The sequence below is a fragment of the Longispora urticae genome, from assembly GCF_053902585.1.
Map to the genome: position 1 here is coordinate 56,146 of NZ_JAQZSH010000051.1, position 22,709 is coordinate 78,854.

Sequence of the window (22,709 nt, forward strand, 5' to 3'; positions counted from 1 at the left end):
TGAGCCGCGAGAACCCATGAAGAGCACTGACAGGCCCGCCGTCCTGGTGGGCGTGGACGGATCGTCGTTCAGCGACACCGCCCTCGACCTCGCCTCCGACCACGCCGCCGCCAGCGGCCTTCCGTTGGAGATCATGCACAGCTACGTGCTGCCGTCGCTGTACGGGCCGATGATGGCCATGCCGTACCCGGTCGAGTTCACGATGCCGCCCCCGGAGGTCGCCGAGGTCCTCGACACCGCCGGGACCCGCGCGCAGCGCCGGCACCCCGAGCTGCACGTCGACACGCACCTGATCCACACCACGCCGGCCGCCTGGCTCGTGGAACGCTCCGCCGGGGCGGCCCTGGTCGTCGTCGGCTCCCGGGGCGGGGGCGGGTTCGCCAGCCTCGTGCTGGGGTCCGTCGCCGGGCAGGTCGCCACGCACGCCTCCTGCCCCGTGCTGGTGGTGCGGGGCGAGGTCAACCGGCCGTCGACGGCACCCGTGCTGGTCGGCGTCGACGGCACCGAGAGTGGGGTGGCCGCCCTCGGGTTCGCGTTCGCCGAGGCCGAGCGCCGGCACGCCCCGCTGCGGGCGCTCTACGTCTGGCACACGGTCCCGGAGTCGGGCCTGTCGTCGGCGGCGCTGGCCGGGTTCACGTTCGCCGAGGCGGAGGACACCTCGCAGCGGGTACTCGCCGAGGCCATGGCCGGGTTCGCCGAGCGGTACCCCCGGGTGGACGTCACCCGGTCGCTGTCCTACGACCGCAACCCGGCGGAGATCCTGCTGGAGGAGTCGACCGTCGCCAGCGTGGTCGTCGTCGGCTCCCGGGGCCGCGGCGAGGTGGCCAGCCTGCTGCTCGGCTCGGTCGGCTACACGCTGATCCACCACGCCGACTGCCCGGTGGTCGTCGTCCATGCCGTCAAGGAGTGAGCGGGACCTTTCTTCGGGTACCAGGGCTGTCGCGGTCGCCGGAAATACGGAGCGGGTCCGGCGACCGTCGGGAATAGTCACGGCCCATGAAGGACCGGCCCGAGGGTGTCACGGAGTCCGCACTGGTCGCGGCGTTGGCCGACGGGTGGGGCGTGACCGTCCGGTCGGTGGCGTACCTGCCGGTCGGGGCCGGGAGCTACCACTGGGCGGCGCGGGTCGGGGATCCGGACGGCCCTGGGTCGGGCCGCGACGGGCCGGCGTTGTTCGTCACCGTCGACGACCTGGGGCACGATGATCGGGACCTCGCGTTCGGGCGGCTCGGGCGGGCCATGGACACCGCGTCGGCCCTGCGCCGGGACGCCGACCTCGGATTCGTGGTCGCGCCGGTCCCGGCCCGGACGGGGGCGACGGTGTGGCGGCTCGCCGAACGGTACTCCGTCGCCGTGTTCCCCCTGCTCGACGGCCACGCCGGGCGGTTCGGCCCGCACCCCGGGGAGCACCGGGCCGAGATGGTCGGCCTCCTCGCCGCCCTGCACGCCGCCACCCCGCTCGTCACACCTCCCCCGGCCGACCGGGACCTGCCCGGCCGGGAACGGCTCGAGGAGGCGTTGGGGCTCCTGGACCGGGCATGGACCGGCGGGCCGTACGCGGAGCGGACCCGCGCGCTGCTCACCGCCCGCGCCGACCACGTCACCCGGCTGCTCGGCGAGCTCGACCGGCTCGCCGGACAGGTGCTGGGCACGCCGGACAGGTGGGTCGTCACCCACGGGGAACCGCACCCCGGCAACGTGCTGCGGACCGCGGCCGGCCCGCAGCTCATCGACTGGGACACCGTGCGGCTCGGCCCGCCGGAACGCGACCTGTGGCTGGTCACGGACGACGCGGACATTCTCGCCGGGTACACCCGGGCGACCGGCCGGGCCGTCGACCCGGCCGGTCTGGCGCTGTACCGGCTGTGGTGGGAACTGGCCGACATCGCCGTCTACGTCGACGGGTTCCGCCGCCCGCACCGGGAGACGGCGGACAGCGCCGCGTCGTGGACGTACCTCACCGACTACCTCGGCACGCCCTGACCCGCACGTCCGGGCCGAGGACGTCGGCGACGCCCCGGCGCGCGGGCGTCAACGTCGCGGTCCCGCCGCCGCGCCTGGCGGGGACGTCAGCCCGGGATCCGGGGCGTCCACAGGCTGAACGACGCGCCCTGCGGGTCCCGGACCCCGGCCATCGGGCCGATCGGGGTCTCCGTGGGCGCGAGGAGCAGGGTGCCACCGAGGGCCGTGGCGCGGTCGGCGGAGGCGGCGATGTCGTCGGTGCCGAAGTAGACGTTCCACCGGGCCGGCGCACCCTGCGCGGGGGTGGGCACGACGCCCGCGACCGGTTCGCCGCCGGCCTTGAGCGTGCTCCACCGCACGCCGCCCAGGGCCGGGTCCACCTCGACGGCCTCGGGGATGAGGCCCACGATCCGCTGGTAGAAGCGCACGGCCGCGTCCACGTCGCCGGTCAGCAGCTCGTTCCAGGCGACCGTGCCGGGCTCGCCGACGAGGCCCGCACCCTGCCGCCGGCCGGCCTGCCAGAGCCCCACCGCCGCGCCGGTCGGGTCCCGCACGACGGCGGCGCGGCCGGCCGGTCCGGCGTCGGCCGGGGCCTCCAGGACGGTGCCGCCCGCGCCGGGGACGGCCTCCGCCACGGTGTCCACATCGTCCACGGCCAGGTAGACGTGCCAGGCCGGACCGGTACCCGCGGTGAGCGCGGCGACGACCTCCCCGTCAAGGACCGCCAGGGTGTACCCGTCCTGTGGTGTGTCTGTGAAGTCCCAGCCGAACAGGCGGCCGTAGAAGGACCGGGCGGTCTCCGGTTCGGTGGTCCGGAGTTCCGCCCAGTTCGGTGTGCCCTGCGGGTACGAGGTGCGCTGCGGCATGCTGCCCCCTTGTCGGAAACCACCCACACTAGCGCCGTGCCGGACCCCGCCGCCGGTGTGCGCGGCGGGGTCCGGGCCCGGTCAGGTCCAGTAGATGGAGGTGGTCATGTCGTTGAAGTTGCGCGGGTTCCAGGTGCCGATCGACCGGAAGTCCGAGGTGTCCCCGGCGATGGCTACGCCGTACACGTCGTAGTTCGGGGTGTCCCAGAAGAACGCGTAGCAGCCGGCGAACACCTTCGCGGACGAGATCTGGTTGTCCCACGCGTGGCCGGGGAAGCTGGACTGCCACTCGGCGTAGCCCTTGTCGCGGTCGCACGCGTGGTTGGCCTCCACGACCCACGCCGCGCCCTCGAAGTCGATGTGCCAGTACTGGATCCCGATCACCGTGCCGCCCGCCGCCGCGAGGGCCGCCGGCGAACCGGCCGGGACCGCCGCCGCGTCGAGCCGGCGGTCGAGCGCGTCGCCGGCCGCCTCGGTGGTGGCCGGGGCGTCGGTGACCTGCCCGTCCGTGCCGTCGGCGATGGCCTCGGTGAAGGTCGCGTAGCAGTCGGTGGTGCCGCCCTGGGAGAGGTGCAGCACGCAGTACGGCCGGGGGGCCGCCGCCGGGGCCGCCACCGCCGCGCCGCCGCCGGTCAGCAGCGCGAACGTCAGCGAGCTCACGACCAGTATCCGTTTCATCCCGTCCAGCCTCTCTGTCCTCGGCGTCCCGTCGGACACCTGGGACGGGGCCCCGCGGGTGTGGGACCCCTGTCCTCGGGGCTGAGCGTGCCGGGGGCCGGTCAAGGTTCGCTCAAGGCCGCCGGGGCCGGGACCGCCGGGCGCCCGGGCTGAGGAGGGAGAGCGGTGGACCGCGCGGGTCGCGTACCCGTCGAGAAGTGTTGTTCGACGTTCGGCCGTCCATATGGAACTGTAGATGAACCCTGCGCGACACACGTTTCCTCGACCTCGACGGACCCGCCCCGGGAGATTCGGAGTGTTCACATGACCCTTGCCCAGAGCGACCGTGGCTGGATCTCCGGCACCGCCGGGGAGGGCATCGTCACCATCGGCGATCCGAGGATGAAGGCCCCCACCCGGGGCGTCGCCGACGTGGACGACGTCGCCGAACTGCTCACCACCCTCGTGGACCGGCTGCGTTCCCTCAACGGGGCCGGGTTGTCCGCGCCGCAGATCGGGGTGTCCGTCAAGGTCATGGTGGTGGAGGTCCGCCGGACGGACGTGTTCCCCGACCGGACCGAGTGTCCGCTGATCCAGATGGTCAACCCGGTGATCGTGGCCCGTTCGCACGCCACGATCGTCGACTGGGAGGGCTGTTTCGGCGTCCCGGGGCTGATGGGCCAGGTGCCGCGCGCGGAGACCATCACCGTGGAGTACGTGTCGCCGGACGGCAAGCGGGTCGCCCAGGAATTCTCCGGGTACGTGGCCCGGGTGATCCAGCACGAGGCGGACCACCTCGACGGCGTGGAGTTCCTGGACCGGATGACCTCGTTGGAGAGCCTGACCACGGTGCAGAACTACGTGGCGTTCCACCGCCGGTAGCGCACGGCCTCAGCCCACCGCCGCCACTTCCTGCGCCCGCTGCCGCCGCAGCTCCGGCACCGCCAGCCCGATCAGCGCCGCGGCGACCACGACGCCCAGCCCGCCGCTGACCGCGCTGAACGCCGGCGAGACGAGCGACCCGACCGCGCCGGCCCGGAAGTTGCCGAGCTGCGGGCAGCCCACCCCGACGACGTACTCGGCGGCGCTGACCCGGCCCCGGTACCGGTCGGGGGTGGCCACCTGGACGACGGCCGTGCGGAACACCACCGAGATCACGTCGGCCGCCCCGGCGAGGACGAGCAGCCCCAGCGCCAGCCACAGGCTCCTGGCCAGGCCGAACCCGGCGAGGGCCGCGCCCCACACCGCGCCCGCGATCAGGATGGCCCGGCCCTGGCGGGTGACGTGCGCGATCGGTCCGGACAGCGCGGAGCCGAGGACGCCGCCGACGGCGGGGGCGGCGGTGAGCAGGCCGAGGGTGGCCGCCCCGCCGCCGAAGTACTCGGCGTTGATGGCCGGGAACAGCGCGAACGGCATGCCCAGGACCATGGCGCTCATGTCGGCGAGGAACGCGCCCGCGATGACCCGGTGGCCCCGGACGAACCGCAGGCCCTCCCCCACGGCCCGCAGGCCGGGGCGGACCGCGCCGCCCTCCGGGAGCATGGCGGGCAGCCGGAGGACGCCGTAGAGGGCGGCGGTGAAGCTGAGCACGTCGATCGCGTAGCAGGCCTTGAGGCCCCAGCCGGCGACCACGGCCCCGGCGAGCAGCGGGCCGGCCGTGACCGCGCCGTGCATGGTGAGCATGCCGAGGGCGGTCCCGGCGGGCAGGCTGGCGGCGGGCAGCAGCCGGGGGGCGAAGGTCCGGCGAGCGGGTCCCTCAACGGCGCTGAGCAGGGACTGGATCACGACGAGGCAGTACAGCAGCCAGAGTTGGCGCAGGTCCGCGAACGCCTGCACGGCCAGCAGCACGGACACGGTCGCCAGTGAGCAGCTGGTGATGAGGACGAGTTTGCGCCGGTCCATGGCGTCGATCAGCGCCCCGCCGAGGAGGCCGACGACGATCGAGGGCACGGCCATGGCGAGCCCGACGGCGCCGACGGCCACGGACGACTCGGTCATGGTGTACACCTGCAACGCGACGGCGAAGCCGGTCATCTGGCCGCCGACGGCGGACAGCGCCGAGCCGATCCAGAGGCGGCGGAACGCCGGGGAGTCGCGCAGGGGTCGGGTGTCCAGGAGAATTCTCACGCGTGGTCTCCCCACGGCATGGCCCGGCGGACGGTGGTTCCGACGCGGGCGGATGGGCGAACTCCACGCCTGCGCGTCATGGTCAGTCCTGGCCGGAGGGCCGGGAAGGGATGTTAACGGATCCCGGCCCGGACCGCTCCCCGTTTATGCCACGCCAGAGCAAAGGCCACATATAGTGCAGAAGTGCGACAGTTCAGGTGGGTACGCTGGCTCGCGGCGCTCGTCGTCGCGGCCCTGGCCGGCACGGTGGGCGCCTGGCTCTACGCGAACGAACGCGACGCCCGCGACCGCCTGTTCTCGGTGGCGTCCGAGGCGCCCGACCAGATCGAGATCGAGGCCTCGGTGCAGCGGATCGACGCGCCGGCCCGCGACCTGGTGCTCCGGGTGGACGTCACCCCGCTGGGGCGGTACGCCGAGCAGGGCGCTCCGGGCACGCCCAGCCAGGCGATCCTGATCGAGACCACGGCGTCGCGCCCCGGCTCCCTGACGTTCCCCGCCGGCCAGCGGGTGTCCAGCGCCGACCTGACGGTGGGGCTGACCGGGGACGCGGTCACGGCGTACCCCTTCGACGGGTACGAGGCCGAGATCGGGTTCTACGCGGAGGTGGCCGGCGAGCCGGTACCCGTCTCGATCAGGATCTTCAGCAACGACGCGCTGTTCCGGGCCCGGGTGGCCAAGAAGGTCGACGAGTCCACGGTCAGGATCTCGTTCAGCCGGACCTACGGCTCCCTGATCATGGGCTGGTTCATGATCCTGGGCATGTGGGCGCTCGCGCTGGCCGTGCTGGGCGGGACCTGGATCATCGTCAGCCAGCGCCGCGGTCTGGTGTGGCCGGCGCTGGGCTGGATGGCCGCGTCGTTCTTCGCGCTCGCCGCGTTCCGCAACACCGCGCCCGGCCTGCCCCCGATCGGCTCCGTCCTGGACTACGCGGCGTTCCTGTGGGCGGAGGCGGTCATCGCACTGTGCCTGGCGGTGACGGCGGCCGTGGGCGTGCGCACCGAACGCGCCCCGCAATAGGCGCGCCGGCGTTCCCGGCCACGTGCGACGCGATCGGCCTCGGCGGCGACCGTTGGGGCACGGGTCGGACGGATCGGCCGCCGGATGGCAGACTCGGCCGGTCGGCGCCCGGAGTCCGGTCACCGAGTCCACCGCCAGGAGGTCGCCCCCGTGCCCGGATCCCGCCCCACCCTGATCGTCGTCAGCGGCCCGCCGGGCACCGGCAAGACCACCCTCGCGCACGCGATCGCCCGCGCGGTCGGCTGCCCCGCGATCTGCCGGGACGAGATCAAGGAGGGCATGGCGCACGCCACGCCCGGCTTCACGGCGGGCCCGGACGATCCGCTCACCCGCCGGACGTTCGGGACGTTCTTCGAGGTCCTCGGGCTCCTGCTCGGCGCGGGCGTGACCGTGGTCGCGGAGGCCGCGTTCCAGGACCCGCGCTGGCGACCGGGCCTGGAGCGGCTCGCCGCACTGGCGGCGGTCCGGGTCGTGCGCTGCGCGGTCGACCCCGCCGTGGCCCGCGCCCGGATCGCCCGGCGGGCGGCGGAGGACGGGCTGCGGGCCGCGCACGACGACCGCGGGTTCCTGGCCGGCGCCGACCGGCCCCTCGACGCGTTCGTGCCGATCTCGCTCGCCGTGCCGACCCTGCGGGTGGACACGACGGACGGGTACGACCCGGGGCTCGCGGAGATCGTGGCCTTCGCCAACGGCGGCCGGCCCGACCCGACGAACTCCTGAACGCGGGCCGGCCCGCCCGGCGTTCAGGAGTCCCCCACCGGGCACCGGTCGCCCTCAACCCGGTGGGGCCGCCGGCCGCGGGGATCCCGTCAGCGGTCCTGGAACCGCGGGGTCCGCTTGTCCACGAACGCCGCCATCCCCTCGGTCTGGTCCTCGGTGGCGAACGTCGCGTGGAACAGCCGCCGTTCGAACAGCAGCCCCTCGGCCAGGGTGGACTCGAACGCCCGGTTCACCGCCTCCTTGACCATCCGCGCGGCGGGCGCCGACATGGCCGCGATCCGTTCGGCGACGACGACCGCCTCGTGCAGCAGGTCGTCGGCCGGCACGATCCGCGACACGAGACCGGCGCGCTCGGCCTCCTCCGCGTCCATCATCCGGCCGGTGAGGCACAGGTCCATGGCCTTGGCCTTGCCGACCGCGCGGGTGAGCCGCTGCGAGCCGCCCATGCCGGGGATGACCCCGAGCGTGATCTCCGGCTGGCCGAACTTCGCGGTGTCGGCGGCGAGCAGGATGTCGCACATCATGGCCAGCTCGCAGCCGCCGCCGAGCGCGTAGCCGGCCACGGCGGCGATCAGCGGGGTGCGCACGGCGGTCAGGGCGGACCAGCCGGCGAACCAGTCGGCCGCGTACATCTCGCTGTAGGTCCGGTGCTGCATCTCCTTGATGTCGGCCCCCGCCGCGAACGCCTTCGCCGAACCGGTGACGATGATCGCCTTGACGGCCGGGTCGGCGTCGAGGGCGGCGGCCGCCGCGGTGAGCTCGGCCATCACCTGGAGGCTGAGGGCGTTGAGGGCCTTCGGCCGGTACAGGGTGAGCTGGGCGACGCCGGGTGCCGGGTGGCTGACGAGCACGGTGCGTTCGTCGGTGGTCTGGGTCATTTCTGGTCCTCACGGTCGCCGGCCAGCAGCCGGTCGCGGACGGCGGTCACGATCGCGGAGAAGTCCCGCCCCGGGCCGTCGAGGTCGACGAACCGGGCGTACAGGTCGGCGGCGCTCGCGCCGAGCACCGTGTCCACCCCGGTGCCGGTGGCCGCGTCGTGGGCGAGCCGCAGGTCCTTGAGCATCAGGCCGCTGGCGAACCCGCCCGCGTAGTCCTGGTTGGCGGGGCTGGTCGGCACCGGGCCGGGCACCGGGCAGTAGCTGGTCAGCGACCAGCACTGGGCCGAGGACGTGGCCGCCACGTCGAACAGCGCCTGGTCGGTCAGGCCGAGCGCCCGGCCGAGGACGAACGCCTCGCTGACGGCGATCATCGTCACGCCCAGCACCATGTTGTTGCAGATCTTCGCCGCCTGGCCGGCCCCGGAGGCGCCACAGTGCACGGCGCGGCTGCCCATCTCGGCCAGCAGCGGGGCGGCCCGGTCGAAGCCGTCCTGTCCGCCGCCGACCATGAACGTCAGGGTCGCGGCGCGGGCCCCGCCGACCCCGCCGGACACCGGCGCGTCGACCGGTACGTGGCCGGCCTTCCGGGCCAGTTCGGCGGCGGCGCGGGCGTCGGGCACGGCGACCGTGGAGCAGTCGATCAGCAGGGTGCCGGCGGCGAGCCCGGGGATGACCGCGGCGTAGCAGTCGAGCAGGTGCCCGCCGGAGGGCAGCATCGTGACCACCACGTCGGCGGACGCGGTCGCCTCCACGGCCGAGGCGGCGGCCAGTACCCCGGCGGCGGTCGCGGTGTCGAGGGCGGCCGGGGCCGGGTCGTACCCGTGGACGGTGTGTCCGGCCCGCACGAGGTTGGCGGCCATCGGGCCACCCATGTTGCCGAGGCCTAGAAAAGCGACGACGGTCATTGCGTCTCCTGGTCGAAGTAGGCGTCGATGTCGGCCGTGCGCACCTCGGCGAGGCTGGCCGGCGACCAGCGCGGGTTGCGGTCCTTGTCGATGATCTGGGCGCGGATGCCCTCGGCCAGGTCGGGCGAGCGCAGCAGGGCGGCGGACAGCCGGTACTCCTGCGCGAGCGCCGCCTCCAGGTCGGGCAGGGCAACCGCCGTCCGCACCGAGCGCAGGGCCACCGTGAGCGAGGTCGGCGACTTGCCGGCGATCTCCCCGGCGGTGGCCCGCGCCGCCGGGTCGGGGTGCGCGCGCAGCCGGTCGAGGATCTCCGGCACGGTCGCCGCGGCGTAGCAGTCGTCGATCCAGTGCCGGGCGTCGGCCAGGTCCCCGGGCGGGGGCTTCTCCGCCAGGGAGTCCACGACCCGGTGGGCCTCACCGACGGCGAGGGCGGCGGACAGGTGGGCCAGCCGGGTGGCGGGCAGGTAGTGGTCGGCCAGGCCGGCGTGCATCGCGTCGGCGGCCCCGATCGGCGCGCCGGTGAGGGCCAGGTGCACGCCCACCTGCCCGGGCGCGTGCCCGAGCAGCCAGCTGCCGCCCACGTCGGGGTGGAAGCCGATGCCGACCTCGGGCATCGCCAGCCGGGAGCGATCCGTGACGACCCGGACGGCGGCGTGCGCGGCGATCCCGATCCCGCCGCCCATCACGAGGCCGTCCATCCAGGCGACGACCGGTTTCGGGTACGACGCGATCCGGGCGTTGAGCCGGTACTCCTCGGCCCAGAAGTCCAGCGACCCGGTACCCCCGGACACCGCGTCGCCGTGGATGGCTCGGATGTCCCCGCCCGCGCACAGCCCCCGCTCCCCGGCGCCGGTGATCAGCACCGTGCGGATCCGGTCGGAGCCGGCCCACAGGTCCAGGGTGTGCTGGATGGTCCGGACCATCCCGGTGGTGAGCGCGTTGATGGCCCTCGGCCGGTTCAGGGTGATCCGGCCGAGGCGACCGGTGACCCGGGCGAGGACGGGTGGCAGGCTCATGCGGCGGCTCCCAGGATGTCGCGGGCGATGACGACCCTCATGATCTCGTTCGTGCCCTCGAGGATCTGGTGCACCCGGAGGTCCCGGACGATCTTCTCGATCCCGGTCTCGGTGAGGTAGCCGTACCCGCCGTGCAGTTGGAGCGCGGTGTTGGCGACGTCGAAGCCCGTGTCGGTGGCCAGCCGCTTGGCCATCGCGCACAGGGCGACCGCCCCCGCCGTGCCCTGGTCGAGCGCGTCGGCGGCCTGCCAGAGCAGCAGCCGGGAGGCCTCCAGCTGGGTGTGGGCGTCGGCGACCTGGAACCGCAGCGCCTGGGCGTCGGCGAGCGGCAGGCCGAACGCGTGCCGGTCGCGCAGGTGCGTGATCGCCCGGTCCAGGGCGACCTTGGCCCCGCCGAGCGAGCAGGCCCCGATGTTGAGCCGGCCGCCGTCGAGCGCGGCCATCGCCAGCCGGAACCCGCCGCCCTCCGCGCCGAGGAGCTCGCCCCGGGCGCTGTCGAGGACGACCTGGCGGGTGGGCTGCGCGTTCCAGCCCATCTTCTTCTCGTTCGGCCCGAAGGACAGGCCCGGGGTGCCCAGTTCGACGAGGAACGCGGAGATGCCGGCGGCTCCGGGGCCGCCGGTGCGGGCGAAGACCACGTACACCTCGGCGACGCCCGCGCCGGAGATGAACTGCTTGACCCCGTCGAGGATCCAGTCTTCGCCGTCCCGCCGGGCCCGGGTGGCCAGCGCCGCGGCGTCGGAGCCGGCGCCCGGTTCGGTCAGGCAGTAGGAGCCCAGGGCGTCCATGGTGCACAGTCTCGGCAGGTACCGGGCCCGCTGGGCGTCGTCCCCGTGCCGGTCGATCAGCCAGGCGACCATGTTGTGGATGGAGATGTACGCGGCGATCGACGGGCAGCCGCCCGCGAGAGCCTCGAAGATCAGGGCCGCGTCGAGGCGCCCGAGGCCGCTGCCCCCGTGCTCCTCGGCCACGTACACCCCGCCGAGTCCGAGGCCGGCGGCCTTGCGCAGGACGTCGACGGGGAAGTACTTCTCCTGGTCCCAGGCGACGGCGTGCGGGGCGAGGCACTCGGCGGCGAACCCGGCGGCCGTCTCGGCGATGGCGCGCTGGTCGTCGGTGAGTCGCATGCCGCTCAGCCCATCGTCGGGATCACGAAGCTGGCCCCGTCGCGGACGCCCTGGGACAGCCAGCGCGAGGTCACGGTCTTCGTCCGGGTGTAGAACCGGATCGCGTCGGGGCCGTGCTGGTTGAGGTCGCCGAAGCCGGACGCCTTCCAGCCGCCGAAGGTGTGGTACGCGATCGGCACCGGGATGGGCACGTTGACGCCGACCATGCCGACCCGCACCCGGTGGGTGAAGTCGCGGGCGGTGTCCCCGTCCCGGGTGAAGATCGCGACCCCGTTGCCGTACGGGTGCCCGTCGATCAGGCGCAGGCCCGTCTCGTAGTCGGCGGCCCGGACGACGCACAGCACCGGTCCGAAGATCTCCTCCTGGTAGATCCGCATCTCGGGGGTGACGTGGTCGAACAGGGTCGCGCCGAGGTAGAAGCCGTCCGGGTGGCCGTCGACGGCGAGGCCCCGGCCGTCGGCGACGAGGGTGGCGCCCTCGGTCACGCCCAGCGCCACGTAGTCGCGGACCCGGTTGCGGGCGTCGGCGGTGACCAGCGGCCCGAAGTCCACGGTCGGGTCGTCGGCGGCCCCGACCCGCAGTTCGGCCACCCGTTCGGTGAGCTTGGCGACGAGCGCGTCGGCGGTGGCCCGGCCGACCGGTACGGCGACGGAGATCGCCATGCAGCGTTCGCCGGCCGAGCCGTAGCCGGCGCCGATCAGGGCGTCGACGACCTGGTCGAGGTCGGCGTCGGGCATCACGAGCGCGTGGTTCTTCGCGCCGCCGAAGCACTGGGCGCGCTTGCCGTGCGCGGTGGCCGTGGAGTACACGTGCTGGGCGACGGCGGAGGAGCCGACGAAGCCGACGGCGGCGATCCGGGGGTCGGTCAGCAGGGTGTCGACGGCCTCGGCGTCGCCGTTGACCACGTTGAACACCCCGGGCGGGCCGCCGGCCTCGACGAACAGTTCCGCGATCCGCAGCGGCACGGACGGCGCCCGCTCGCTGGGCTTGAGGATGAACGCGTTACCGCAGGCCAGGGCCGGGGCCGCCTTCCACAGCGGGATCATGGCCGGGAAGTTGAACGGGGTGATGCCGGCGACGACGCCGAGGGGCTGGCGCATGGAGTACACGTCGATGCCCGTGCCCGCGTTGTCGGTGAACTCGCCCTTGAGCAGGTGCGGGATGCCGATCGCGAACTCCAGCACCTCGATGCCGCGCTGGAGGTCGCCGTGCGCGTCGGCGACGGTCTTGCCGTGTTCGGCGGACAGGACGGCGGCCAGCCCGTCGGCGTCGCGGTGCAGGAGCTCCAGGAACCTGATGAGGACCCGGGCGCGGCGCTGCGGGTTGAGCGCGGCCCAGGCGGGCTGGGCGGCCGCCGCGTCGTTGATCGCGGTCCGGGTCTCGTCGGCCGAGGCGAGCGGGACCTGACGGGCGACGTGTCCCCGGCTGGGGTCGTACACGTCCCCGAAGCGTCCGGAGGTGCCGGCGACGCGCTTGCCGCCGAGGAAGTGGGTGAGCTGGTCCATCGGGAAACCCTTCGTGGTCGGGCGGGCCGTCGCGGTGGCGGCCGCGGACCGGATCGACTACCCCGTGCCGGGCACCGGCGCAGCGCGGCCCGGGTCAGCATCCGGTGCCCGGCGCTCTCCGGTCGAGGGGCGGGATCTGCGGATTTTCACCCTTCGGAGCCAGCGAAACTGCAAATTTTGCGGAATTTGCGAATGCTATGTTCGCAACAGTCACAGCCCCGACCCTCTGGGGAACGCCATGGACAAAACCAAGATCTACGCGCACGCCCGGCTGCGCCGGCTCCGTCGGGAACACGGGCTCAGCCAGGTGGAACTGGCCCGCCGGCTCGACCTGTCCACCAGCTACTACAACCAGATCGAGAACAACCAGCGGCCGCTGACCGCCAACGTGCTCGTCCGGATCGCCGAGGTGCTGGGCACCGACCCGGCGTACTTCGCCGACACCGGGACCGTGCACCTGTCCACCGACGTGCGCGCCGCGCTCGCCGACGAGGCCGCCGGGGAGGACGTGGACACCGAGGAGATCGCCGAGATCGTCCGGGACCATCCGGCGATCGCCCGGGCGCTGGTCGCCGTGCACCGCCGGTACCGCGACGCCGCCGAGCAGGCCGCCGCGCTCGCCGGGCCGGGCGAGACCGGCGAGTACTCCGCCAGCGAACCGCACGACGACGTCCGGGACTTCTTCTACGAGCACCACAACTACTTCGACGTCCTGGACACCGTCGCCGAACGGACCGCCGAACGCCTGGGCCTGGCCCCGGGGCGCAGCGCGGCCGCCCTCACCGCGCACATCGCCGACCTGCACGGGGTCCAGGTCGTGGTCAGCCAGACCGCCACCGCCGGGGACAGTCGCCGGTACGACCCGGAGCGGGGCACGGTGTTCCTGTCCGCCCGGCTCAGCGAGGCCCAGCGGGCGTTCCAGCTCGCCACCCAGGTCGCGTTCCTCGAACACGGTTCCGCGCTCAGCGCGCTGGCCACCGGGCCCGGCCTGGACACGCCCACCACCCGGGCGCTGGCCCGGATCGGCCTGGCCAACTACTTCGCGGGCGCCCTCCTGATGCCCTACGCCCGGTTCCACGCCGCCGCCGAGGAGCTGGCCTACGACATCGAGCTGCTGGGCAACCGCTTCGGGACCGGCTTCGAGACCGTCTGCCACCGGCTGAGCACCCTGCAACGCCCCGGGCTGCGCGGGATCCCGTTCTCGTTCCTGCGGGTGGACCGGGCCGGCAACATCTCCAAACGCCAGTCGGCCACCGATTTCCACTTCTCCCGGCTCGGCGGCACATGTCCCCTGTGGACGGTGTACGAGGCGTTCGCCGCCCCGGGCCGGATCCTCACCCAGGTCGCCGAGATGCCCGACGGCAAGCGGTACTTCTGGCTCGCGCGCACCATCCACCGGGGCGGCCGGGGCCATCGCGCCCCGCGCAGCACGTTCGCCATCGCCCTGGGCTGCGAGCTGCGGCACGCCGCGCGCCTCGTCTACTCCGAGGGCGTGGCCCTGGAGGACCCGCGCGCGGCCACCCCGATCGGGCTGGGCTGCCGGATCTGCGAACGCCGCGACTGTGCCCAGCGGGCCCGCCCGCCGGCCGGGGGGCGGCTGTCCGTGGACGAGCGGCGGCACACCGGGACGCCGTACCCGATCGTGGCGCCCCGCTGACCGTCCTATGCGGCGCAGTGGTGGTTCAGGTTGTTGACGTCCCCGCGCAGAGCCTCCGAATGGGGGCCGGACGGGTGGTCGTCGAGGTAGCGCCGGGCGTCGTCGCGCACCCCCTCCCAGTCGGAGGCCTCGCTCGGCGCGCCGGCGTCGCGCAGGTCGGCCCGGGTCTGCTGCACCGCGTGCCAGCAGTGCGAACCGGGTTCGGCGGCCGCAGGCCCCGCCCCGGCGAGCGCGCCGAGCACGGTGGCGAGCAGGACCCCTGAGACTGCCGCGCTGCGAATCCCCACTGCACTGTCCCCCCGTTGTGGCACTCCGCGCGCCGTGGGACCGAGGCCCCGCATCCGTTGGGAGCGGCCGAAGTTGTCACCCGCCTCATCCTGGCAGCGGCACCCCGCAAAATCTGACAATTCGACGGGTACGAATCCCCGAGGGCCCGATGGGATCTTGCAGGAAAACTGTCAGGGGCGGCTGTTAGGTTCGGCGCACGTGATGATCACGGCGCGACGAGAGGGAACCACCATGCTGCGCGGACTGAGCACTCTGAACCTCTGGGCGGAGGACCTGCCGGCGGCGACCCGGTGGTACACGGACCTCCTCGGCGTCGAACCGTACTTCACCAGCGAGGCCGCCGGCCGCGGCCCGGGTTACGTCGAGTTCCGGATCGGCGACCACCAGGCCGAGCTGGGCATCATCGACCGCCGGTTCGCCCCGCCGGAGCTCGCGGCCGCGCCGGGCGGCTCCATCGTCTACTGGCACGTGGACGACGTCGCGGGGGCCCTGGAGCGCCTGGTGTCGCTGGGCGCCGAACAGCTCCAGGGTGTCACCGAGCGCGGCCCGGGGTTCGTCACCGCCTCCGTGATCGACCCGTTCGGCAACGTGCTGGGCGTGATGTACAACCAGCACTACCTCGACATCCTCGCCGCGAGGTAGCGGCCCGTGCCGACGAATCCCGCCGGGGCCGAGGTGCTCGCGTTCCGGGACCGCGCCGCGTTCGAGGCCTGGTTGGACGAGCACGTCGACCTCGGCGTCGGGGTGTGGCTGAAGCTCGCGAAGGCGGGCACCGGCATCCCGTCGCTGACCAGCGACGAGGCGGTCGACGTGGGCCTGTGCTACGGCTGGATCTCCGGCCAGCGCAAGTCCCTGGACGACACGTACTACCTCCAGAAGTACGTGCCGCGCCGGCCGCGCAGCCGCTGGTCGCAGGTCAACGTGGCCAAGGTCGCCGAGCTGGAGGCGGCCGGGCGGATGCGGCCGGCGGGCCGGGCCGAGGTGGAGGCCGCGAAGGCGGACGGCCGCTGGGCGGCGGCGTACGAGTCGCAGCGCACCGCCACCGTCCCGCCGGACCTGGCCGCCGCGCTGGCCGCCAGTCCCGGGGCGGCGCGGGCGTTCGAGGCGCTCGGCCGGACAGGGCAGTACGCGGTGCTGTTGAAGCTCGCGACCGCGCGGACGGAGAAGGGGCGGGCGTCCCAGTTGGAGCGGGCGTTGGCGGCGTTGGAGGCCGCGGAAGCCGGGTGACCGGCACGTCGGGAGTTCTCCCGACACCGCCGGCTTCCACATGCGCACAACCTGTGACGGGAAGGTTTCGGGATCGCCCGCGCCCGTGGTGCACGCGGAACCGCCGGCCGGGCCTCGTAGCGGCCGGCCGGCGGTGTCCGTCGTCAGCGCTTGGTCTTCGGGACCTTGCCCGCGGCGACCATCTCCTTGAACCCGGCGCCCGGCTTGAAGGCCGGCACGTTGGTGGCCTTCACCTTGATCTCGGCCCCGGTCTGCGGGTTGCGCCCGGTCCGGGCCGCGCGCTTGCGCTTCTCGAAGGAGCCGAAGTTCGGCAGGGACACCCGCTCCCCCCGCGCGACCTGTGCGGAGATCTCCGACAGCACCGCCTCCAGGGCCTCGCTCGCCGCCGCCTTACTGCCCAGGCGCGGGGCCATGGCCTCAATCAGCTCACCCTTGTTCAACCCAGCCTCCTCAACCGTCATGACACTGACGACATTGTGCGCACACCCAACGTCATGGAGTGCCCGAATCTGCAGAGATATGACCCGAATTTGAGGGCCGGTCCGGGCGCGGGCCGGGAAGTGGGGGCGAACCCGCAGGTCGCCGGCCGGCAAGTTGGCACGTCCGTACCCGTAGACATTGACAGCAAACGTTCTTAACAATAACGGGATGTGGAACACATACCCCTCGAGCACCACCGCAGTGCGCCCACAGTCCGCCGCCCGCCACGCCCAGGAAGGCACGTCATGAGGACGCCACGCTGGGCAGTAGCCCTCGCCGTCAGCGCTGCGGTCACCGCACTGAGCGCGCTGGTCATCGCACCGAACGGCCAGGCCGGCACGCTCAACGGCACGCTCGTGGCCGCCGCGCCGTGTACGTCCCCGGCGTGGGCGGAGGGCGTCGCCTACGCCGTCGGCGCCAAGGTGAGCTACCTCGGCCGCACCTACGAGGCCCGGGTCGCGCACACGGCCCCGGTCGGCGCGGGCTGGAACCCGGTCGCCGCCGCCTCGCTGTGGAAGGACCTCGGCGCCTGCGACGGCGTCCCGACCACGGCACCGCCGACGACGCGGCCCCCGACGACCGCGCCGCCGACCACCCGGCCCCCCACGACGGCCCCGCCGACGACCAGGCCCCCGACGACTCCCCCGGCCTCGCCGACGGTCTCCCCCACCGTCGACCCGGGCGGTGAGACCTGCGCGGTCAAGTCCCGCCCGACCGGCAAGGTGCTGCACGGGTACTGGGAGAACTGGGACGGCGCCTCCAACGGCGTGCACCCGCCGTTCGGCTGGACCCCGATCACCGACCCCCGGATCCGCCAGCACGGCTACAACGTGATCAACGCCGCGTTCCCGGTGATCCTCAACGACGGCACCGTGTTGTGGCAGGACGGCATGGACGCCACCGTCAAGGTCGCCACCCCGGCCGAGATGTGCGCGGCCAAGGCCGCCGGCCTGACCATCCTGATGTCGATCGGCGGCGCCACCGCGGGCATCGACCTGAGCTCGTCCACAGTGGCCGACAAGTTCGTCGCGACCGTGGTGCCGCTGCTGAAGAAGTACAACTTCGACGGCATCGACATCGACATCGAGACCGGGCTGTCGAGCAGCGGCAACATCAACACCCTGTCCCCGTCGCAGGCCAACCTGATCCGGATCATCGACGGGGTGCTCGCGGCCATGCCGTCGAACTTCGGGCTGACCATGGCCCCGGAGACCGCCTACGTCACCGGCGGCAGCGTCACCTACGGCTCGATCTGGGGCTCCTACCTGCCGATCATCAAGAAGTACGCCGACAACGGCCGGCTCTGGTGGCTCAACATGCAGTACTACAACGGCAGCATGTACGGCTGCTCCGGCGACTCGTACTCCGCCGGCACGGTCGCGGGCTTCGTCGCCCAGACCAACTGCCTGAACACCGGGCTCGTCATCCAGGGCGTCACCATCAAGGTGCCGTTCGACAAGCAGGTCCCGGGGCTGCCGGCCCAGCCGGGCGCGGGCGGCGGCTACATGTCGACCGGGCTGGTCGGGCAGAGCTGGAACACGTACAACGGGCAGCTCAAGGGCCTGATGACCTGGTCCATCAACTGGGACGGTTCGAAGAACTGGACGTTCGGCGACAACGTCCGGGGCCTCCAGGGCCGATGAGGTAGGACCGCGGCTTCCGGGCGGCGGTCAGCGCAGCAGGTCGAGCAGTCGACCGACCCCCTCCCGCGCTGACCCCGCCCGGTCGCGGAGCCCGGCGTAGACCCCGGCCCGCCCCCGGTGCTTCGGGCTGGTCAGCACCGTGACCCGGTCCAGGACCTCGGACAGGGCACACACCTCGACGGGTACGCCCGCCACGTCCACCGTCTCGGCGCCCCGCGCCAGTTCCCCGTACTCCCCGCACATCCGGAACGGCACGTCCAGCATCCCGTGCCGGGTGACGTACAGGTACTCCAGCCGCTCCTCGCTCGCCGGCTCCGGCCGCCACGCCCGGCACGTGTCGAGGGTGAAGTCGTCCCGCCAGCCCGGCGTGTACGCGGGCACCGCCCCGGCCGCCGCCAGCGCCCCGGCCAACCGGTCCAGATTGTCCTGGTCCGTGGCGGGCGTGACGTCGAGGTCGGCGGGGACGAGGTCCGCGCCGTGCAACGCCAGCACCGTGGAGCCGGTGAGCACCCAGTTCACCCCGTGGTCGGCGAGCAGCCGCACCATGGGCCCCAGGGACAGCGGCGGGCGCGCGGTCGGATCCAACATCCGGGCAGCGTACCCAGCACGACGGACCTCGGGCCGCCCCGGCGCGGGTACCCGTCGGACGGGTTTGCCCGCGTGACCGGAGCGGCTGTCGGCTCCGGCGACGTCAGACCCCTCCGCGCGGCAGGTCGGCCTAGCTCTGTTGGTAGTTCACGGCCGCGAGGGCGCACGGGGCGTGCAGGAACAGGTAGTAGGCGCCCTCGCCGAAGGTGAGGTCGGCCCCGCCGATCAGCCCGACGTAGTCCATGGCCTGGCCGCAGGCGGCACAGTCGGGGTACCCGGCCTCCTGGATCCAGTCCGGCGCGCCGCCGAGGGTCGAGCCCCCGTCGTCCCACGCGCTGGCCAGGTACGGCGTGGGCCGGCGCACCCCGACCACCGGCAGGAGGGCCGGCGGCGGCTCGGCCGGGCCCGGGAGGTGGTCCGGTTGGTGGTTGCGGGCCGACCAGGTCGCGCCGCCGTCGGGGGTCACGTCCGTGTACAGCGTCGTGACGTTCGCGCACAGGAAGCACGTGGTGATCCGGAGCCGGCCCGACCAGCCCGTGTGGGCCAGCGCGGCGCCGACCTCGGGCCGGGCCGTGTCGAGGTCCAGGGCCGTCCACAGCGGGGAGGCGCACCACGGGCAGCCGTCCCCGGGCGCCGGCGGTGTCTCCGCCAGCTCCAGGGCGAAGGCGACCGGGCCGCACAGGTCGCGTGCCGTGGTCTGCGTGAGGATCCGGCCACCCTGCCGGACGAACTCCGCCACATCGACAGGCAGGGCGTCCATGCCCGGCGGCGGTTCGCGCAGCCACCCGCGCAGCGCGGCGGTGGCCGGGTCGCCCCGGTGGTGGGCGAGGATGAGCAGCAGGTGGTGGAGGTGCGGGTCGCCCGCGTCGACGCGGTCCACGATCCGCTGGACCAGGGGGTGGTCGGCGGCCCGGAACAGGGTCGGCGGCCAGGACACTCCACTGTCGAGCAGCTCCGCCAGGAACGGCGCCAGGGCGGCCGGGTCGGCGCCCGCGAGCCGTTCCAGCTCCTCGATGGCGTCGTCGTCCCCGTCAGCGGCCGCGCGCACCAGATCCTCGATCACGCCCGGATCGTAGCCGCCGGGACCGACAGTCTCCCGGGGCCGGTCAGACGTCCACGGTCAGCCGGACCGTCACCGTGTCGCCGACCTCGATCGTCTCGGCTCCGCGCACCCTGGTCTTCAGCGGCACGAGGTACGCCCCGTCCTTCGGGAACAGCGACGTCGTCCACTCGGTGTCGCCGATCCGGGCGGTCACCGGGATCATGCCCCAGCCGTAGGTCACGGACGCGGACGCGGACTCCAGCGCCCCGCACTCCTCCTCCGGCACGGTCACGAAGTGCCACGGCGCGGGGCCCTTCCAGAACCACACCTCACCACTGAATTCCAGGTCCATGGCACCAGGATAGGAGGCGGCGGCCGGCCCGACCGGCGCTCCCCGGACCTGGCCGCCGCCGGACCCCGCGCCGGATCACCACCCGGTCCCCGGCGCGGGGGAAGCCCGGTGCCGGCTCGCGAGACGCCCGGTGGCCCGTGCGGGAGGTGCCCGGTGCCGGCTCGTGAGGAGCCCGCTGGCCGGTGCGGGACGGCGACCGGTGCCCGGGGTCAGGGCCGGAGCGGTCCGGCGAGCTGGCCCCACGGGTCCACGATCCGGTCCCGGTCGATGTCGTGCAGCTCCAGCCAGTCCGTGAAGCACGGGCGGCTGAGGGCCGTGGCCGCGTAGTCCTCCCGGGCCCGGTCGGTGAGGCCGTCCACGTGCCGGGCGAGCGGGCGGTCGGCCCACCACGCGAGCAGGTACCGGCAGCGCAGCGGGTTGCCCTCCAGCGGTCGGACCACCACCCCGGGGCGCGGCAGGAACGTGGCCGACGCGATCCCGATGGCCTGGCCCCGGCGGATCAGGGCCACGGCGGACTCCGGGTCGGCGGTCTCGTGCGTGACCCGGGGCAGGAAGCCGGCCCGTTCGCAGGCGGCCCGCAGGTATCCGCGCTGGCCGTCACCGCTGGACGGCGGCAGCACCCAGTGATCGGTCGCGAGGTCGGACAGCCGCACCTCGCGTTCCCCCGCGAGGCGGTGACCGGCGGGGAGGATGACGAACTCGGGCGAGTCGGCGACCGCGCGGTGCAGGACGTGGTCGCCCAGCGTCGGCGGGGAGCCCGGGAACTCGTGCAGCATGATCCCGTCGAGGGCCCGGCTCCCGAGGAGTTCCAGGAGCCGGGCGACCGTCGGCTCGGTCCTGCTCTCCACCGGCCGGGCGCTGTCGGCCTCCTGCAGGTGGTCGAGCATGCTCGTGAAGAAGACCCCGGGCGAGCCCCCGACCCGGGACGGTCGGGGGCCGCCGCGGGCCAGTGACACGGAGGCCGCCTGGAGGTCCCGGACCCGGCCGAGGATGTCGCGGGCCTGGGCGAGCACGAACTCGCCCAGTTCGGTGGGGACGACCCCGGACCGGACCCGGGTGTACAGCGGGCCGCCGAGCTGGTCCTCGATCCGGCGCAGCTGGGCCGCGAGGGCGGGTTGGGACACGCCGAGGGCCACCGCCGCCCGGCTCACCGCGCCCGCGTCCGCGATGGCACAGACCACCCGGAGATGTCGGATCTCGAGCTCCACCATCGCATCCTAGGCGCTGGTGGCGGAGTTCACCGGATCACGAAGTCGAACGTACCCGGATAGCGGTTGTTCGCCAGGGGTCCGAGGACGATCTCCAGGCTGCGGATGTACAGGGAGTCGCGGCTGTTGTTCAGGCCCACGTTCATCCCGTAGGCCTGGGTGGTGGAGGGGAAGTACAGCTGGGAGGTCAGGATCCGGCCGCCGGGGCGCTGCACCTTCACGTGGATGTGGGAGGTGCGGAACGTGGCGCCGTCCCGGTAGTCCTTGGGCACGACGGTCTCCAGCGAGTACGTGCCGTCGGCCGCGGAGTACTGGTGCCCGCGCAGCGTGTAGCCGACGTTGTCGTACCGGCCGTACCGGTCGGCCTGCCAGAACTCCAGCAGCGCGCCCGGGATCGGCACACACCGTTGGGTGTAGACGGTGCCGCGCAGGCTGAGCAGCACGCCGGACACGCCGCCGACCACGAGGTTGGTCCGCTGGGGCGAATTGCGCTTGAAGAACGGCCCCTCCATCTGGCTGGGCGTCTGGTCGCCGTCGCGGCAGCTCTGGGTCAGCTTCAGCGGGGCGGCGCTGGCCGGGGAGCCGGAGCCGGTGACCGCCAGGCCCACGGCGGCGAGCCCCGCGGCCGCGCCGGCCTGGAGGATCCTGCGCCGGGATGCCGAGTCGTCCATGATGGTGCCTCCGAAGTCGATGTGAGGCTTGTCACAAGCCCTGTCGGAGGAACCCTGGCAGGTTTCCGGTGCGGTGAAAAATACGACATGGGCATAGCTTTCAAGCTATGGCCGGGGCAGCAGGCCCCGGTCCAGTGCCACCACGACGGCGTGGGTCCGGTCGTTGACGTCCAGTTTGGCGAACACCCGGAGCAGGTGGGTCTTCACCGTCGCCTCGGCGATCAGCAGCCGCCGGCCGATGTCGGCACCGGACAGAGTGTCGGCGACCTCGAGCGGTGCGGTACCGGGCACTATATATATCGATGTCCATGAGGATGAAGCGGAAGTCCACTGTGGAGCTCTAGCCTGAGGTGGCCCTGTCACTCCTCGCTTCGGAGGTACATCTTGAGACTCTCAACGAAGGCCCTGGCGGTGGGCGTACTCGTCGCCGGTGCGCTCGTGCTGCCCGCGACCGCCGCGCAGGCGGCTCCGGGAGACTGCACGTTGACCAGGGTCTACAACACCGCGAGCGTGGTGTGCGGCTCCGGGACCGGCACCTACCGCGTCGTCGCGGAGTGCTGGATCGGCCACGACTCGCTGACCGTGGAGGGACCCGCCGTGGGAATCGGCGGCACGTCCTCCGTCACCTGCTACGGTTCCGGGCCCAGGTTGCTCGCCTGGCAGTACGAGGTGTTGTCCTGACATCAGTCCGGGGCCGGCGCGCGCCGGCCCCGGACCGGCACGCGGCTCAGCCCGCCCCCACGGGGTGCCTCCGGGCGGCCGCKCCAGCCCCC

At 73.4% G+C, this 22,709-nt stretch carries 26 protein-coding genes; 10 read left to right on the forward strand and 16 right to left on the reverse strand.

All coding sequences use genetic code 11. The features are described from left to right. The first annotated feature begins 16 nt into the window (after positions 1–16). Positions 17–910: a universal stress protein gene (locus PT931_RS34040; RefSeq protein WP_456249830.1), complete on the forward strand. Its 894-nt coding sequence runs from the start codon at positions 17–19 to the stop codon at positions 908–910. A gap of 86 nt (positions 911–996) precedes the next feature. Next, entirely contained in the window at positions 997–1,983 is a 987-nt protein-coding gene (locus PT931_RS34045; RefSeq protein WP_456249831.1) for a phosphotransferase enzyme family protein, read from the forward strand. Positions 1,984–2,069: 86 nt separating this feature from the next. Here the strand turns inward: PT931_RS34045 and PT931_RS34050 are convergent, their stop codons facing one another. Next, on the reverse strand, positions 2,070–2,828 hold the full coding sequence (locus PT931_RS34050; RefSeq protein ID WP_456249832.1) for a VOC family protein: 759 nt from the start codon (positions 2,826–2,828) through the stop codon (positions 2,070–2,072). An 81-nt stretch (positions 2,829–2,909) separates the two neighbouring features. Next, the gene (locus PT931_RS34055; protein WP_456249833.1) at positions 2,910–3,506 is read right to left on the reverse strand and encodes a hypothetical protein; all 597 of its coding nucleotides are present in this window, start codon (positions 3,504–3,506) and stop codon (positions 2,910–2,912) included. A 303-nt stretch (positions 3,507–3,809) separates the two neighbouring features. Here PT931_RS34055 and def point away from each other — a divergent pair, with 303 nt between their 5' ends. Beyond that, positions 3,810–4,367 (forward strand): peptide deformylase, encoded by a 558-nt coding sequence (gene def / locus PT931_RS34060; RefSeq protein WP_456249834.1) that lies wholly within the window; start codon positions 3,810–3,812, stop codon positions 4,365–4,367. A gap of 9 nt (positions 4,368–4,376) precedes the next feature. Here the strand turns inward: def and PT931_RS34065 are convergent, their stop codons facing one another. Then, complete coding sequence (locus PT931_RS34065; protein ID WP_456249835.1) at positions 4,377–5,612, reverse strand: MFS transporter; 1,236 nt, start codon at positions 5,610–5,612, stop codon at positions 4,377–4,379. 183 nt (positions 5,613–5,795) lie between these two features. Here PT931_RS34065 and PT931_RS34070 point away from each other — a divergent pair, with 183 nt between their 5' ends. Then, on the forward strand, positions 5,796–6,629 hold the full coding sequence (locus PT931_RS34070; RefSeq protein WP_456249836.1) for a DUF4436 family protein: 834 nt from the start codon (positions 5,796–5,798) through the stop codon (positions 6,627–6,629). Positions 6,630–6,779: 150 nt separating this feature from the next. Beyond that, positions 6,780–7,349: an AAA family ATPase gene (locus tag PT931_RS34075; protein ID WP_456249837.1), complete on the forward strand. Its 570-nt coding sequence runs from the start codon at positions 6,780–6,782 to the stop codon at positions 7,347–7,349. A gap of 89 nt (positions 7,350–7,438) precedes the next feature. On the opposite strand, the gene PT931_RS34080 is transcribed toward PT931_RS34075, so the two are convergent. Genes PT931_RS34080 through PT931_RS34100 form a run of 5 tightly spaced genes read right to left on the reverse strand, consistent with a single transcriptional unit; the run spans position 7,439 to position 12,780 of the window. Then, positions 7,439–8,227: an enoyl-CoA hydratase gene (locus PT931_RS34080; RefSeq protein WP_456249838.1), complete on the reverse strand. Its 789-nt coding sequence runs from the start codon at positions 8,225–8,227 to the stop codon at positions 7,439–7,441. Beyond that, complete coding sequence (gene mmsB / locus PT931_RS34085) at positions 8,224–9,132, reverse strand: 3-hydroxyisobutyrate dehydrogenase (RefSeq protein ID WP_456249839.1); 909 nt, start codon at positions 9,130–9,132, stop codon at positions 8,224–8,226. The genes PT931_RS34080 and mmsB overlap by 4 nt, the downstream gene beginning before the upstream one ends. After that, a complete protein-coding gene (locus PT931_RS34090) occupies positions 9,129–10,148 on the reverse strand; it encodes an enoyl-CoA hydratase/isomerase family protein (protein ID WP_456249840.1) in 1,020 nt (339 codons plus the stop codon). Before PT931_RS34090 ends, mmsB begins: the two co-directional genes overlap by 4 nt. Beyond that, positions 10,145–11,275 carry an acyl-CoA dehydrogenase family protein gene (locus PT931_RS34095; protein WP_456249841.1) on the reverse strand — a complete coding sequence of 377 codons (1,131 nt, stop codon included), beginning with the start codon at positions 11,273–11,275 and terminating at the stop codon, positions 10,145–10,147. The genes PT931_RS34090 and PT931_RS34095 overlap by 4 nt, the downstream gene beginning before the upstream one ends. A gap of 5 nt (positions 11,276–11,280) precedes the next feature. Beyond that, positions 11,281–12,780: a CoA-acylating methylmalonate-semialdehyde dehydrogenase gene (locus PT931_RS34100; RefSeq protein ID WP_456249842.1), complete on the reverse strand. Its 1,500-nt coding sequence runs from the start codon at positions 12,778–12,780 to the stop codon at positions 11,281–11,283. A gap of 238 nt (positions 12,781–13,018) precedes the next feature. Between PT931_RS34100 and PT931_RS34105 the strand changes: the two genes are divergently transcribed. Then, positions 13,019–14,437, forward strand: a complete 1,419-nt coding sequence (locus PT931_RS34105; protein ID WP_456249843.1) for a short-chain fatty acyl-CoA regulator family protein — start codon at positions 13,019–13,021, stop codon at positions 14,435–14,437. 5 nt (positions 14,438–14,442) lie between these two features. On the opposite strand, the gene PT931_RS34110 is transcribed toward PT931_RS34105, so the two are convergent. After that, positions 14,443–14,724 carry a hypothetical protein gene (locus PT931_RS34110; protein WP_456249844.1) on the reverse strand — a complete coding sequence of 94 codons (282 nt, stop codon included), beginning with the start codon at positions 14,722–14,724 and terminating at the stop codon, positions 14,443–14,445. Positions 14,725–14,956: 232 nt separating this feature from the next. On the opposite strand from PT931_RS34110, the gene PT931_RS34115 reads away from it, so the two are divergent. Then, positions 14,957–15,367, forward strand: a complete 411-nt coding sequence (locus tag PT931_RS34115) for a VOC family protein (protein ID WP_456249845.1) — start codon at positions 14,957–14,959, stop codon at positions 15,365–15,367. Positions 15,368–15,373: 6 nt separating this feature from the next. Beyond that, a complete protein-coding gene (locus PT931_RS34120) occupies positions 15,374–15,952 on the forward strand; it encodes a YdeI/OmpD-associated family protein (RefSeq protein WP_456249846.1) in 579 nt (192 codons plus the stop codon). 143 nt (positions 15,953–16,095) lie between these two features. Here the strand turns inward: PT931_RS34120 and PT931_RS34125 are convergent, their stop codons facing one another. Beyond that, positions 16,096–16,413: an HU family DNA-binding protein gene (locus PT931_RS34125; protein WP_456249847.1), complete on the reverse strand. Its 318-nt coding sequence runs from the start codon at positions 16,411–16,413 to the stop codon at positions 16,096–16,098. 264 nt (positions 16,414–16,677) lie between these two features. Here PT931_RS34125 and PT931_RS34130 point away from each other — a divergent pair, with 264 nt between their 5' ends. After that, positions 16,678–18,075, forward strand: coding sequence for a glycosyl hydrolase family 18 protein (locus PT931_RS34130; protein WP_456249848.1), 1,398 nt, complete (start codon positions 16,678–16,680; stop codon positions 18,073–18,075). Positions 18,076–18,102: 27 nt separating this feature from the next. Here the strand turns inward: PT931_RS34130 and PT931_RS34135 are convergent, their stop codons facing one another. The 6 genes from PT931_RS34135 to PT931_RS34160 form a co-directional block, all read right to left on the reverse strand. Continuing rightward, positions 18,103–18,663 carry a hypothetical protein gene (locus PT931_RS34135; protein WP_456249849.1) on the reverse strand — a complete coding sequence of 187 codons (561 nt, stop codon included), beginning with the start codon at positions 18,661–18,663 and terminating at the stop codon, positions 18,103–18,105. 130 nt (positions 18,664–18,793) lie between these two features. Further along, positions 18,794–19,726 (reverse strand): hypothetical protein, encoded by a 933-nt coding sequence (locus tag PT931_RS34140; protein WP_456249850.1) that lies wholly within the window; start codon positions 19,724–19,726, stop codon positions 18,794–18,796. A 43-nt stretch (positions 19,727–19,769) separates the two neighbouring features. Then, positions 19,770–20,057 (reverse strand): DUF1905 domain-containing protein, encoded by a 288-nt coding sequence (locus PT931_RS34145; RefSeq protein WP_456249851.1) that lies wholly within the window; start codon positions 20,055–20,057, stop codon positions 19,770–19,772. A gap of 209 nt (positions 20,058–20,266) precedes the next feature. Further along, the gene (locus PT931_RS34150; RefSeq protein WP_456249852.1) at positions 20,267–21,265 is read right to left on the reverse strand and encodes a LysR family transcriptional regulator; all 999 of its coding nucleotides are present in this window, start codon (positions 21,263–21,265) and stop codon (positions 20,267–20,269) included. 29 nt (positions 21,266–21,294) lie between these two features. Beyond that, positions 21,295–21,936, reverse strand: coding sequence for a dioxygenase family protein (locus PT931_RS34155; RefSeq protein ID WP_456249853.1), 642 nt, complete (start codon positions 21,934–21,936; stop codon positions 21,295–21,297). Between the two features lie 105 nt (positions 21,937–22,041). Continuing rightward, positions 22,042–22,227, reverse strand: coding sequence for a response regulator transcription factor (locus PT931_RS34160; protein WP_456249854.1), 186 nt, complete (start codon positions 22,225–22,227; stop codon positions 22,042–22,044). A 93-nt stretch (positions 22,228–22,320) separates the two neighbouring features. Between PT931_RS34160 and PT931_RS34165 the strand changes: the two genes are divergently transcribed. Continuing rightward, positions 22,321–22,617 (forward strand): hypothetical protein, encoded by a 297-nt coding sequence (locus PT931_RS34165; protein ID WP_456249855.1) that lies wholly within the window; start codon positions 22,321–22,323, stop codon positions 22,615–22,617. Positions 22,618–22,709: the final 92 nt, after the last annotated feature.